This is a genomic window from Staphylococcus sp. EG-SA-10 (assembly GCF_017151945.1).
In the GTDB taxonomy this organism is placed as follows: domain Bacteria; phylum Bacillota; class Bacilli; order Staphylococcales; family Staphylococcaceae; genus Staphylococcus; species Staphylococcus aureus.
Genome location: NZ_JACVZJ010000004.1, coordinates 62,921 through 77,186, shown reverse-complemented (window position 1 = coordinate 77,186; position 14,266 = coordinate 62,921). Strand labels below are relative to the sequence as shown.

The window sequence follows — 14,266 nt, the reverse complement described above, 5'->3', positions numbered from 1 at the left end:
TATGTCAATACCAATTAATTTACCTACAAACAGTACTATGATTAATGAATTATGTACATTACAAAGTAGAACCATCAATATAAAAGGAGAGGTTTTAATAACTGAAATATATGATGATTACTTTTTTAAAAATGATGAGTGGCACATTACAGCTTTTAACAAATTCAAGCAATTTCAAGATAGTATCAAGAACTATAGAGACAAAAGAAAAAATGTTTTCTTTAGGATTAAAAGTAAAAATTTGAATTTAGAATTTAAATACCTTTTTTTGAAACTGATAGTTAAAGAGGATTGGTCCTTATCTAATTTATTTAATACTGGAGCAGTAAAGCTTAATAAGATTGCTAAGTTCTTTAATGAAGTTTATCCAAATTTAAATTCTTTACTTGATTGTGATATAAATACATTAGAAAAGCACTGGTTTAATTGGCTGACTGAAAATAATATACCAATAAAAAGAAGATCATCAACAATAGTTTTTGGTGATTATGAATACAAAAGCGGACTGGCTTCTTTTTTAAAGAATATGTACATTAATCTAATTAAGTTCATTGATAAGCGAGAAGAATGGGAAAAAGATAAATGGGATATTAGAAATTTAGAAAAATATGGATTGAGTTATAATAAAACACTAACTGGCAATTATTTAAACTTTGAAAAAATTGAGTCAATTAAAATGCGAGAATTAGCAAAAAAATATTTAAAAAATCGTTTGATAACTGGTGATATAGCATTTGCTACAGCAAGGTTTTATATAAGAGTTTTAACTAGGTTTTTTCAAAATATATCTAAAAATAAAGAAACAAGGAATAGTTTAAATGAACTAGATAGATGTCATATCGAAGCATATATAGAATTTTTGTTTGAATATGCAGCTAATAAACATTTGCAAAGTACTAAGAATTTTGTGAGAGAAGAATTAAAAACAATTAGAAGGTTCTTAAACGATATTATAACTCAAAACTATGCTATAGCACCGTACCAAGATATACGATTTTTAATTTATCCTCAAGACTTACCTAAACACGAAAAGAAAAATAGTAGCCAAATTGATTATATCCCAGATTTTGTATTGGAACAGCTTTTTGAGCATATAAATGATTTGCATAAAGATTTAATACCTGTAGTTTGGATAGCTTTTAAAACAGGATTAAGAATTTCTGATGTATTGACATTACAAAATAATTGCCTTGCAAAAGTTAATGGAAAGTATTCAATAATCACAGATATTGCTAAAACTTTTGTTAAAGGACATAGAATACCAATTGATAATAAATTAGCTGATATAATAGCAGTTTTAATAGCCGATTCTAAAAGTAAAAGTACAAAAGATAATAATCCTAATAATTATATTTTTGCTATTTATAAAGGAAAAAGAAAGGGAATGCCCTTTACACAACATATGGTCAGAGCACACTTAAATCATTTATCAAAGACTAAAAATATTATTGATGAACAAGGAGAAATCTTCCATTTCAAAACTCATCAATTTAGACATACCTATGCAGTAAAATTGTTAAATGGTGGAGCAGATATATTAACGATACAAGAATTATTAGCACACTCCTCACCAGAAATGACTCTAAGATATGCTAAGTTACTTGATGATACAAAGAGAAAGGCTTTTGAATCAGTTATTGATCAAGGAGCTTTTAGTTTTGATGTTGACGGTAAAATTAAAAATATACAGCATAGTAGTGAACTATCTGAAAAAGCATTGAATTCTTTATGGCAAGAACATAAATTAAACGCAATGGACAATCCTTATGGCACTTGTCATGCTAGATTGAGTGGTGATTGTCCATACATGGAAGCTCCGCCATGCCTGACTTGTAATTCTGGGAAACCATGTAAGGATTTAGCTATTGGATTTTCTGATTTAGATGTTGAAAAATATGAATTACATATCAAATCAACGGTCAAATCTATAGAATTAGCTAAAAATAATAATAGACAAGATATGGTTGAAAAGCATATAAATATATTAAATAAATATGAAGAAATACTAGGTAATATAAAAGATGGAAACATTATATTCGGGAGAAGTAATAGAATAAAAGTATAGAGGTTAAGATGGAAAAATTTAATAGACAAGAACAATTAAAACAGTTGCATGCAGAACGAAAAGTTAAAACCGAGAAAAAAGTTGATAAAGCAATAAATGATTTAGTTCAAAAAAATAAAGAAATTAACTTTAACATCGTTTCTAAACATTCAAAAGTTTCGAAAGCTACATTATATAAAAATAATAAAATTCGAAAGAAAATAGAGAAGTTACGTGAACAAAACAGAGAAATATTTGTTCATAAAAATAAAAATGACGGTAAAGATGCGTTAATCTCCTCTTTAAAAAGAAAAGTAAATTCTTTAGAAAAAGAGAAAAAAATGTTGAAAGAAGAAATTAGCGTTTTATATTCTAGGCTGTATGAGGATATTTAAAATAATGGACAATAAAATTGAAAAGATTCTAGAAGATATTAATAAATTACAAGGCTATAAAGTAACATATCAATATGCTACTGCTATAAATATAAAAGATAATAACATGAATCCTTGGTTTGAAAAAATTGAGGAAATTCTATTGAATGTAAAAGGAGTTATACGCATTTTATCTCCTGACAACCCCCCGGTAAATTATGATTATTGGATTTTACCTGGAAGATATAAAAGACATACAAAAGAATATCACGAAAAACTAGAAAAATTTTTAGAAAAATTTGCTACTAATGCAAATATTAATGATGGATTGTTTGATCAAAATAATATACATGGATACAAATATAAAAAATATATATTCACTCCACATATTGAAATTACTCATGAGAACACTTTGAATTTATTTTTTTAACCTTAACTATATTTAACAATGGTACATTTGTTATAGAAATCATTGAAGACTTAGAGAGTATAAACTTTGGAAGCGACTTGTATAGTACTTTCTCATGTGTAAAAGATAAGATATATCCTCTAATTAATCAAGAAAAAAATAATAGACAAAGACAGTATCAATTGTATGGTAATAGACATTGTAAAAATATTAGAGATGTTTCTAGACAAATTAATAGAATTATAAAAATTAATAGTAAGGATATTTTTGAATATAAAGTATCTAAAAATATGGGTTTTGAAGTTTATTATTTAGCTAATGAAAATGAATTTACTGATGATCCTTTCTATGAGGACGTGAAGATTCAAGAGTGGTTAGTAAATGCGCCTATTTTTTCATTTGAAGGAAAAAGTAAACATTTTAGGCAAGATGGTTATAGCGATAATTATATAAACTTCTTGAATAAAGCATCTGTTTTTGTAGTTTGGATGGATGAGCAAGAAGAAGATGTTTTAGAAAAATGTTCTCAAATGGCACTTTATTTCAATAGTTCTGCTAATTTCTTTTTCTTAGAAACTATGTTAAATGAATTACAATTGTATGGGTATCAACAATATAATTTAAATGGAAAAAAAGAAGCCCTATATTTTAGACAATGGATACTAAATTTCAAGAGATCTATTGCAATTATTTATAGAACAGAGCTTTTACCTAGTTTATATTTATATTTGTATCTAAAGAATAATAATGATTTTAAATCTCCACAATATATTGAAGAATTAAACAAAGAAGAATTATCACTAATTGAATTGGAGCAGTCATATAAGGAAGAAGAAAGAAGCGAAAAATTAAATAAACTTTTGTTAATAATAAGTCTTTTATCAATTTTCCAAGTAGTAGAAATTTTTTTCAGTGATAAAAATAATATATTTAATATCAGTATGATACTTATAATGATTTTGCTAGAAGTATTTCGAAAAAGGTAATTATAAGAACACTATTTAAACTTTTTAAAAGTTTAAATAGTGTTAAGTGATACTACAAACGTTAGCATTATTTAAATTATATATATTATTGTTAGTATCAGAAAAGGAAAATGTATTACTAATTTCATCCTTTTTTAAAATTTTTCCTGTATATTTTGAAATGTTACCGTCTTCCCAATATGAGATTGTACATAACTCATCATTTTGAATTTTTATTTGAAAAATCTGATCTAAATTATCTAATGAATCATGTGTTAGCAATGGTTTTTCTATTTTATTTTGATCCTTTATAATTTGTTCTAAAATTTCAAACTGTTGCGGGAGAGTCGCAAAAGCTTGCCATTTGATTTTTCCACGCCCTTGAGGGATTTTAGGGTTTAAATATTTTCTTGGTATTTTTCTATAATCAGTTTCATATTTATATTCATCTGGCGCATTAGGATTTGGAATCATGTTTACCACCTCATCATCATTGTAGAACGTATGTTCTTTTTTGGCAAGGATTATATAATTTTTTAATGTGATTAATTAATTAATTTAAAATAAGTTATTTTCTATATGGAAAAGTTGAGTAAGATTATCGAGCATTTATAATTATAGTAACTGGAATTATGATGTTTGGTATGTTAATAGTATTTTCTCTTTTAAAAAATGTGAACATAAAAAAATAGAACATATATAATTATAAATAATATATATGTTCTTCGATATTATGAAGTTTTATGAAAGATAGAATTATATCAGTTTTTGTAGTACATTTAGACTATTAAAATTTGTTTATTACATTCTTGGCGGTTTCACTTATCAATTTATCATTAGGTTTATCACTTTTATTGTCTTTATTCGTAAAAATGACTAAAATAATAGGTTCAGATTGGTTCTTAGGATAAACAAAAGCTACATCATTTCTAGAAGCATATGTTATTGCTTGACCACTTTTATCAGCAACCTTATAGTCTTTTGGAACACCATCTTTAATTAAAGTGTCTCCGTTTTTATTATTTAACATTAAATCAAGTAAGAAATTTTTATTTTTTTTGCTTAATTTTCCATTTGCGATAAGTTTATTTAAAGTCTTGCCGAAAGCAGCAGGCGTTGAAGTATCTTTTTTGCTCTTTGGTGAATAGTAATTTAATTCTATTTCATATCTAACTGGATTTGTTACTTTATCTCCCAATTTTTTTAAACGTTTTTTAATTTTTTTGATTCCACCGATTTCGTTTATAATTTTATTGTTTGCTGTATTATCACTATACTTCATTGAAGCCTCAATAAGTTCTTTTAAAGTGATATCTTTTCCTACATATTTTTCTAAAATAGGAGAATAAGCAACTATATCATCTTTGTTAATATGTACTTTTTTATTTAACTTATTATAAGGTACTTGTTCTAACAAAATAGCACTATTTATCGCTTTTGAAGTTGAAGCATAGGCAAATCTCTTATCGGCATTAAATTTTACTTCCTTACCACTTTTAGTATCTAATGCATAGACACCAATATTAGCATTATATTTCTTTTCTAAATTATTTAACTCTTTAGCATGTGAACTGGTTGAATTACATGCACTTAAAACTAAAGCAATTGCAATTAAAAGTATTAACTTTTTCAAAATATACCCTCCAATATTACAGTTGTAATTTCTATAAATCAATAATATTACAATTGTAATATTCGCGTCAATAGTTTATTATAAATATTTGAAAGAAGGTGTTGAAATGGCTAAGTTATTAATAATGAGCATAGTAAGCTTTTGTTTTATATTTCTATTGTTATTATTTTTTAGGTACATATTAAAACGCTATTTTAATTATATGTTAAATTATAAAGTTTGGTATCTAACTCTTCTTGCAGGATTAATTCCTTTCATCCCTATTAAATTCTCTTTTTTTAAATTTAATAATTTGAATAATCAAGAGCCCACAGTTGAAAGTAATTCACACAATTTGAATCCTAACATAAATACCACTAAACCTGTTCATGAGTTTACAACAGACATCCATAAGTTTAATTGGGATTCAATAGATAATATCTGCACAGTTATTTGGATAGTTTTAGTTATTATTTTAAGTTTTAAATTTTTAAATTCTTTATTATATCTTAAGTATTTAAAGAAACAGTCACTTTATCTAAATGAAAAAGAAAAAGATAAAATAAACAAGATACTTTTCAATCATCAATATAAAAGAAATATTGTGATTCGAAAAGCAGAATCTATTCATTCTCCAATAACTTTTTGGTATGGAAAATATATTATTTTGATTCCCAGTTTATATTTTAAAAGTATAAATGACAAAAAACTAAAATATATAATATTGCACGAGTATGCTCATGCTAAAAACAGAGATACTTTGCATTTAATTATCTTTCATATTTTTTCTATTGCTATGAGTTATAATCCACTAATACAAATTGTAAAAAGAAAGATGATTCATGACAATGAAGTAGAAGCCGATAGATTTGTCCTTAATAATATTAACAAAAATGAATTTAAGTCTTATGCGGAAGCTATTATGGATTCCGTATTAAAAACCTCATTTTTCAACAAAAATATATTAAGCCATTCATTTAATGGTAAAAAATCATTACTCAAAAGAAGATTAATTAATATAAAAGAAGGCAATCTGAAGAAGCAGTCAAAATTAATTCTAATTTTTATTTGTATTTTTACTTTTTTTATCATGATAATTCAAAGCCAGTTTTTAATGGGGCAATCCTTAACTGATTATAATTATAAAAAGCCCTTACAAAGCGATTACCAAATTTTAGATGAAAGTAAAAATTTTGGTTCAAATAGTGGATCTTTCGTTATGTACAGCATGAAGAAAGACAAATACTATATTTATAATGAAAAAGAAAGTAGAAAAAGATATTCTCCTGATTCAACTTACAAAATTTATTTAGCACTGTTTGGACTTGACCGTCATATTATAAGTGATAAAAATTCACGTATGTCATGGAATCATAATCATTATCCTTTCGATTCTTGGAATAAGGATCAAGATTTAAATACGGCAATACAAAACTCAGTTAATTGGTACTTCGAACGTATTAGTAATCAATTATCAAAGAACTATACTTCTGATCAACTCAAGCAATTGAATTATGGTAATAAAAATTTGGGAAGTTATAAAGCCTATTGGTTGGAAGATAGTTTGAAAATATCTAATCTTGAACAAGTAATAGTTTTAAAAAATATGATGGAACAAAATAACCATTTTAGTAAAAATGAAAAGAAACAATTATCTTCTTCGTTATTGATTAGAAAAAATGAAAATTATGAATTGTATGGGAAAACAGGTACAGGTATAGTAAACGGGAAATATAATAATGGGTGGTTTGTAGGTTACGTAATTACAAATCATGATAAGTATTATTTTTCTACACATTTATCAGATGAAAAAGCCTCTGGTGAAAATGCTAAATTCATAAATGAAAAAATATTAAAAGAAATGGGTGTTTTAAATGGCCAATAAGCAAGTTGAAATATCTATGGCTGAATGGGATGTTATGAATATAATATGGAATAAAAAATCAGTATCAGCTAATGAAATTGTAGTTGAGATTCAAAAAAATAAAGAAGTTAGCGATAAGACGATTAGAACATTAATTACAAGACTATATAAAAAAGAGATTATAAAACGCTATAAATATAATAATATTTATTTTTACTCATCAATTATTAAAGAAGATGATATTAAAATGAAAACTGCTAAAACCTTTCTTAATAAATTGTATGGAGGGGATATGAAAAGTTTAGTGCTTAATTTTGCGAAAAATGAAGAATTAAATAACAAAGAAATTGAAGAATTGCGAGACATTTTAAATGATATTAGTAAAAAATAAATAGATATAGGGTTCAAACATAATACATATATAAATTATGTTTGAACCCTATTAAATTAGATTTTTTATGAGATTAGTACATATAACAAAAGGAGCCCATTTAATCATGCCTCTTCCCATAGGTATATTGTTATCTAGTAATTCTCTTGGAACGTTACGATAATCAGTTTCTTCTTCATAACTTGTCATCCTTAATTCACCCCAATCTGATAATTACATTATACGAACATGTGTTCTGTTTTGCAACAAAAATTTTGTAGAAGCATAAACGCGTTAATAATTAATGCTCGTGTAAGTAAAAAAGGGGGATTAATTAAAATCGAATAATGACATATCACCAGCAAATAGTTCTTTTAAAGTAGTTAAACAGTTTTAGCTTTAAGGGAATGATAAATGATTGTTAATTCTAGCTAAAATTTAATAAAATGAAAATAAGACTAACATGGAGGGGTAAAAGTAATGACAAATGGATATATTGGTTCTTACACTAAAAAGAATGGTAAAGGGATTTATCGTTTTGAATTAAACGAAAATCAGTTACGTATTGATTTATTAGAAACAGGATTTGAATTAGAAGCGTCTACATATTTGGTGCGTAATAACGAAGTTTTATATGGAATCAACAAAGAAGGAGAACAATGCGGTGTTGCGAGTTTGAAAATTGATGACAATGGTGAATTACATTTATTAAATAAATGTTTGTCTTCAAAAGCTGGTACAGGTTGTTATGTATCGATTTCAGAAGATAAACGATATTTATTTGAAGCGGTATATGGTGCTGGCATCATACGTATGTATGAATTAAATACGCACACAGGTGAAATTATACGTCTAATTCAAGAACTTGCGCATGATTTTCCAACAGGTACACATGAAAGACAAGATCATCCACACGCACATTATATTAATCAAACTCCAGATGGTAAGTACGTTGCAGTAACAGATTTAGGTGCTGATCGTATTGTTACTTATAAATTTGATGACAACGGGCTTGAATTTTATAAAGAATCTTTATTTAAAGATAGTGATGGGACAAGACATATTGAATTTCATGATAATGGAAAATTTGCTTATGTCGTACACGAATTATCCAATACTGTGAGTGTTGCAGAATATAATGACGGTAAATTTGAAGAGCTCGAGCGTCATTTAACAATTCCTGAAAACTTTGATGGAGATACTAAACTTGCAGCAGTGCGTTTATCTCATGATCAACAATTCTTATATGTATCTAATAGAGGGCATGATAGCATTGCAATTTTTAAAGTTCTTGATAATGGTCAACACTTAGAACTAGTAACAATTACTGAAAGTGGTGGTCAATTCCCAAGAGATTTTAATATTGCCTCATCAGATGACCTTTTAGTTTGTGCTCATGAGCAAGGAGATTCAGTTGTAACGGTTTTCGAAAGAAATAAAGAAACAGGTAAAATTATGCTAAGTGATAACACTCGTGTAGCATCTGAAGGTGTATGTGTCATATTTTAATCTTTGATTAATCATGATAAAAAGAAAACCATGTTTCCAAAAAATTTGTGTATACCTTGAAATTTATTGTTTTCAAGAACATCAAATTATGGAAGCATGGTTTATTTTTGTCTCAAAAATTAATTTTTAAAGAAAGCTTTGATGTATTTAAATTTACCTTTATATGGTGGTAAATGGACACCTGATTCTAATCGTGTAGATTTGAAAATGTAGCTTTTTTCATGTGTAAAAGTGTCGAATGAATATTTACCATGATAGCGTCCCATACCTGAGGCGCCAACACCACCAAATGGTAATTTAGGATTCGCTAGGTGCATCAATGTATCATTAATAGCGCCGCCGCCAAATGATAGCTCGTTTATTACACGTTGTGTAGCATTTTCATCTTCGCTAAATAAATATAAACTCAAAGGTTTTGGTCTTTGGTGAATAAAGGCTATTGCTTCATCCAATGACTGATATGTTAAAATCGGTAAGATAGGACCAAAAATTTCTTCTTGCATAATTGCTGAATCACTTGTAACGTAATCTAACAATGTTGGTTCTATATAACGTTCATCCTCATCACTATGACCACCAAATACAATATTCATTTGTGCACTGTTAAGTAATGACGTCAGACGATGATAATGTTTAAGGTTTACAATGCGGCCATAATCTGGACTTTGTTGTATATTTTGACCATAAAATTCACGCAACGTTTTTGATAGGGCTGTGATTAAATCATCTTTTACAGATTCGTGTACTAAAATGTAATCTGGTGCAACACATGTTTGGCCGGCATTAGTGAATTTCCCAAAACAAATGCGTTCACTGGCAACTTTAATATTCGCTGTTTCATCAACGATGACTGGAGATTTACCGCCCATTTCTAATGTTACAGGAACTAAATTTTCGCTGGCAGCTTGATAAACGATTTTGCCTACATTTTCACTTCCTGTAAAGAAGACATAGTCAAAAGGTAAGTGAATTAACGTTTGCGTTTCTTCAATTCCTCCCTCAATAACTTCAATGTAATTTGCATCAAATGTTTCATTGATTAATCGTTTAATCACTCGTGCAACATTTGGTGTCAACTCAGATGGTTTAATAATTGCTGTATTACCTGCTGCAATAGCACCGATTAAAGGTTCGAACACTAGTTGAAAAGGATGGTTAAATGGTGCAATGATCAAAACTGTTCCATAAGGTTCTTTTTTGATATAGCTTTTTGTTGGAAATAAATATAAAGGTGTGTCTACATTTTTTGTTTTAGTCCAGTTTTTAAGTTCCTTACGGGCATTTTTGATACTTTTCAAAGTTATGCCAATTTCAGTAGCATAAGCTTCGACTTTATTTTTTCCTAAATCTGTATATAGTGCTTCTAAAATATCGCTCTCATATGATTTAATAGCTTTGCTTAACTTCTTTAATTGCTCTTTTCTAAAACTAATATCTTTAGTTTGTTGTGTATTGAAAAAAGCTTTACTGTCATAAAATTTTTGCTCAATGATATTCATAATGAAAAGAACCTCCTTATATGATTATTTTGGAAAAAGTGATTAATTGATTTGAATGTTGTGGCCGTTAATTTTAAATGGTCTTTCGAATTATATATGTTGAAAGTTGAAAATAGAGCGATGAATCGTGTACATAATAATATTTATAACTTTAATCATAACGAAAAAGGTAGGAAGAAAACAAAAATTTATACTCAACATCGCAAATATTTTAAGAAAATGTAAAGACAAAAGGGGAATTGTATAGAAATCACTAATCTGTGGGTTAGGATAGCTAAAGGAATGAAAACTACTATTGAAAAGGTTGTAAATTAGTCAAACGTAAATAAAAAACAGTTCATTGAAAGTGAAATAAATTCTACTTTAATGAACTGTTAGTTAAATACAACATGTCTATAATTAGACAGTAATATAGTATTATTTTGTTAATGCTTCAGTGATTTGAGGTACGATTTGTTTTTTTCGAGAAACAACACCAGATAAGAAGGCCATGTCATCTTCTAATTGAACATTGAATGCTTCGCCAACTTTATCTTTTTCAGCACCAACAACTAAAATTTTAGAATCACTATTAATGATGTCAGTAACAACAAGTACAAATAAGTCATATTTTTCTTGTGCACTTACAGCTAACATTTCTTTTTCTAAATCTTCTTTACGATTTAACACTTCGTCAAGGTCAACAGCATTAACTTGTGCAATACGAGTCACATAGTCACCCATAGTAAATGATTTAGCATCCATGTTTAATAAGAATTCAACTGATTTATCAGTTGTTGAAGCACCTGCTTTTAACATATCTAAGCCGTACTTTTGAATATCAACTTTAGCAATATCTTTTAATTCTTCAGCTGCTTTAACATCTTGTTGTGTACATGTTGGTGATTTGAAAAGTAAGCTATCTGAAATAATTGCTGATAACATTAAACCAGCAATTTCAGGTTTAATTTCAAAGCCACGTTCTCTAAACATTTTGTATAAAATTGTAGCTGTACAACCAACTGGTTCAGCACGATAACATAAAGGGCCAGCAGTTTCGAAATTTGCAATTCTGTGATGATCAATTACATGCTTAATTGTAGCAGAGGCAATCGTATCAGAACTTTGTTGGAATTCGTTATGATCAACTAAGATAACATCTTGACCATCTAAATCATCCGTTAATAATTCCGGAGCAGGTACATTAAATGTATCTAACGCGAATTGAGTTTCTGCACTCACATCACCTAAACGGTATGCTTTGGCTCCTGAATTACCTCTAAGTTGTTCAAATTCTGCCATAATAATCGCAGATGAAATTGCATCAGTGTCTGGATTCTTATGTCCGAAAATATATGTTTTAGCCATTGTCAAATATCTCCCTTGTATATTGTATTCTTTATAATTATTTTAGCACGATTTAAACGTGTTGTTCTACCTCTGCACCTAATGAGTTTTTGAAATGTGCAAGTGCCCATTCATGCCCTTTTTGATTAAATGAAGCCACTCCCTCAGCAGGTACTGAAATTTTATAACCTAAGTTGTATGCAGAAATTGCTGTATGTAACACACAAATATCGGTACATACACCAACGATTTCGACTTGATTAATACTTCTTTCTCTCAATAAACTATCAAGCGGGGTACCAAAGAACGAATCATAGCGCGTTTTATCAATGAAATGTACATTAGGTTGCGCTTTAATTGTTTCGTATAATTTACCTACTTTACCGTATAATTCTCTACCACTTGTATCTACGATATTGTGTGGTGGGAATAATTTACTTTCAGGATGATGAATGTCATGTAAATAATGTAAATCCATTAAAAAGAATATATGGTCTTGATAATAATTAAAGTCATTGATACGAGAAACAATAAAATCTTCAATATTTTGTCCAGGTTTACCGCATGTTAGTAAGCCGTCGTCTGCGATAAAGTCATATGAATAGTCAACAACTAATAGTGCGCGATGTGTCATTCAACATCTCTCCTATATAATAATAAAATAAACTCCCATCTATTCATAAATGCTAGAGTAATTTTTAACCCTAATGGTTAATATATAAATATAGATTAAGTATATAGATTAATCAACTTTTTTGGAAGAGCAAATCACGCAATCAACAAATATTATAAGATGTTTTTACGGTAGTTTTAAAATAGCTGTAATAGAATACTAAATGTGACAAACTTAGAACTAATATCAAGTGATGATGTTTTGAATATAAAAATGCTAATAGATGTCATCACGAGATTTATGACTATCTGCTAAATCAACCTAACACGATTATAATTTGAATAATTGGTTAATATATGAGTGATTAAAAAATAGACAAAGGATGACGATTTATGTATATCAATATGAAAGATTATGGGTTAACAGGCATAAACAAAACTAAAGATACTCGAGCAATACAACGTGCGTTAAATCATGGAAGATGTAAACCAACGACAGTTTATATACCGAAAGGGACGTATGATATTTGCAAACCATTAACGATATATGGCAATACAACACTTTTGTTAGATAATGAAACTATTTTACGCCGATGTCATTCGGGTCCTTTATTAAAAAATGGTCATCGCTTTGGTTTTTATCGTGGTTATAATGGACACAGTCATATTCATATCAAAGGCGGCAAGTTTGATATGAATGGCGTATCGTATCCTTATAACAATACAGCTATGTGCATTGGGCATGCTGAAGATATTCAATTAATAGGTGTAACCATTAAGAATGTAGTGAGTGGTCATGCAATTGATGCTTGTGGGATTAATGGACTCTATATTAAAAACTGTTCATTTGAAGGATTCATAGACTATAGTGGCGAACGCTTTTATTCTGAAGCAATACAATTAGACATTCAAGTACCTGGTGCTTTTCCAAAATTCGGAACGACAGATGGTACGATAACGAAAAATGTCATTATCGAAGATTGTTATTTTGGACCTTCAGAATTGCCCGAAATGGGAAGTTGGAATCGTGCTATTGGCTCACATGCAAGTAGACATAATCGTTACTATGAGAATATTCATATTAGAAATAATATATTTGAAGATATACAAGGTTATGCATTAACTCCCTTGAAGTATAAAGATGCTTTCATTATTAATAATAAGTTTATTAACTGTGAGGGTGGTATTAGATATTTAGGAGTTAGAGATGGTAAAAATGCTGCAGATGTTATGACAGGAAAAGACTTAGGTTCCCAAGCAGGAATAAATATGAATATAATTGGAAATGAATTTAAAGGATCAATGTCTAAAGATGCGATACATGTACGTAATTATAATAATGTTAAACATAAAGATGTATTAATCGTTGGGAATACATTCAATAATTCGACTCAATCAATTCATTTGGAAGATATTGATACAGTGTTTTTAAGTCCTGTTGAAGCGGGTATTCAAGTTACTACAATCAATGTAGATGAAATAAAAAAGTAAAAAGTTTCGCATGACATTAGGATTAAGAATAGTAGATAATTTTTGAAAGCGCATTCATAAAACGGTATAAATATGCTATAATAAACCCAATTATCTGATAAAAGGGGTATTTTGACGGTAATGATAATACAAGATAGACAACTTTCTATACTCTAATATAGTGAGTTGAAGCAGCTTGTCATAACCATCAT

General features: G+C 28.3%; 12 protein-coding genes and 2 pseudogenes. 8 read left to right on the top strand and 6 right to left on the bottom strand.

What is annotated here, in order from left to right:
* Position 1: 1 nt before the first annotated feature.
* The 3 genes and pseudogenes from IDG45_RS04960 (at position 2) to IDG45_RS04950 (ending at position 3,813) form a co-directional block, all read left to right on the top strand.
* On the top strand, positions 2-2,065 hold the full coding sequence (locus IDG45_RS04960; RefSeq protein ID WP_000026850.1) for a site-specific integrase: 2,064 nt from the start codon (positions 2-4) through the stop codon (positions 2,063-2,065).
* A gap of 8 nt (positions 2,066-2,073) precedes the next feature.
* Positions 2,074-2,439, top strand: a complete 366-nt coding sequence (locus IDG45_RS04955) for a DUF6262 family protein (protein ID WP_000410574.1) — start codon at positions 2,074-2,076, stop codon at positions 2,437-2,439.
* Positions 2,440-2,443: 4 nt separating this feature from the next.
* Positions 2,444-3,813 (top strand): annotated as a pseudogene (locus IDG45_RS04950) (hypothetical protein).
* A 42-nt stretch (positions 3,814-3,855) separates the two neighbouring features.
* Here IDG45_RS04950 and IDG45_RS04945 read toward each other — a convergent pair.
* Positions 3,856-4,266: a YolD-like family protein gene (locus IDG45_RS04945; RefSeq protein WP_000612779.1), complete on the bottom strand. Its 411-nt coding sequence runs from the start codon at positions 4,264-4,266 to the stop codon at positions 3,856-3,858.
* A gap of 313 nt (positions 4,267-4,579) precedes the next feature.
* Positions 4,580-5,425: a penicillin-hydrolyzing class A beta-lactamase BlaZ gene (gene blaZ / locus IDG45_RS04940; RefSeq protein WP_000733622.1), complete on the bottom strand. Its 846-nt coding sequence runs from the start codon at positions 5,423-5,425 to the stop codon at positions 4,580-4,582.
* Between the two features lie 106 nt (positions 5,426-5,531).
* On the opposite strand from blaZ, the gene blaR1 reads away from it, so the two are divergent.
* Both blaR1 and blaI read left to right on the top strand, forming a co-directional pair.
* A complete protein-coding gene (blaR1, locus tag IDG45_RS04935) occupies positions 5,532-7,289 on the top strand; it encodes a beta-lactam sensor/signal transducer BlaR1 (RefSeq protein WP_001096367.1) in 1,758 nt (585 codons plus the stop codon).
* Positions 7,279-7,659: a penicillinase repressor BlaI gene (gene blaI / locus IDG45_RS04930; protein WP_001284658.1), complete on the top strand. Its 381-nt coding sequence runs from the start codon at positions 7,279-7,281 to the stop codon at positions 7,657-7,659. The genes blaR1 and blaI overlap by 11 nt, the downstream gene beginning before the upstream one ends.
* A gap of 87 nt (positions 7,660-7,746) precedes the next feature.
* Here blaI and IDG45_RS04925 read toward each other — a convergent pair.
* Positions 7,747-7,848, bottom strand: a pseudogene (locus IDG45_RS04925) (hypothetical protein); the annotation flags it as partial.
* 270 nt (positions 7,849-8,118) lie between these two features.
* Here IDG45_RS04925 and pglS point away from each other — a divergent pair.
* Positions 8,119-9,147 (top strand): 6-phosphogluconolactonase, encoded by a 1,029-nt coding sequence (pglS, locus tag IDG45_RS04920; protein WP_000181312.1) that lies wholly within the window; start codon positions 8,119-8,121, stop codon positions 9,145-9,147.
* Positions 9,148-9,266: 119 nt separating this feature from the next.
* Here the strand turns inward: pglS and IDG45_RS04915 are convergent, their stop codons facing one another.
* Positions 9,267-10,646, bottom strand: a complete 1,380-nt coding sequence (locus tag IDG45_RS04915) for an aldehyde dehydrogenase (RefSeq protein ID WP_001021218.1) — start codon at positions 10,644-10,646, stop codon at positions 9,267-9,269.
* A 51-nt stretch (positions 10,647-10,697) separates the two neighbouring features.
* Between IDG45_RS04915 and IDG45_RS04910 the strand changes: the two genes are divergently transcribed.
* Entirely contained in the window at positions 10,698-10,871 is a 174-nt protein-coding gene (locus IDG45_RS04910; protein ID WP_001790680.1) for a hypothetical protein, read from the top strand.
* Positions 10,872-11,063: 192 nt separating this feature from the next.
* Here the strand turns inward: IDG45_RS04910 and IDG45_RS04905 are convergent, their stop codons facing one another.
* Entirely contained in the window at positions 11,064-11,993 is a 930-nt protein-coding gene (locus IDG45_RS04905; RefSeq protein WP_001140871.1) for a manganese-dependent inorganic pyrophosphatase, read from the bottom strand.
* A gap of 52 nt (positions 11,994-12,045) precedes the next feature.
* The gene (locus IDG45_RS04900; RefSeq protein ID WP_000149686.1) at positions 12,046-12,606 is read right to left on the bottom strand and encodes a cysteine hydrolase family protein; all 561 of its coding nucleotides are present in this window, start codon (positions 12,604-12,606) and stop codon (positions 12,046-12,048) included.
* Between the two features lie 371 nt (positions 12,607-12,977).
* Here IDG45_RS04900 and IDG45_RS04895 point away from each other — a divergent pair, with 371 nt between their 5' ends.
* Positions 12,978-14,075: a glycosyl hydrolase family 28-related protein gene (locus IDG45_RS04895; RefSeq protein ID WP_000275712.1), complete on the top strand. Its 1,098-nt coding sequence runs from the start codon at positions 12,978-12,980 to the stop codon at positions 14,073-14,075.
* Positions 14,076-14,266: the final 191 nt, after the last annotated feature.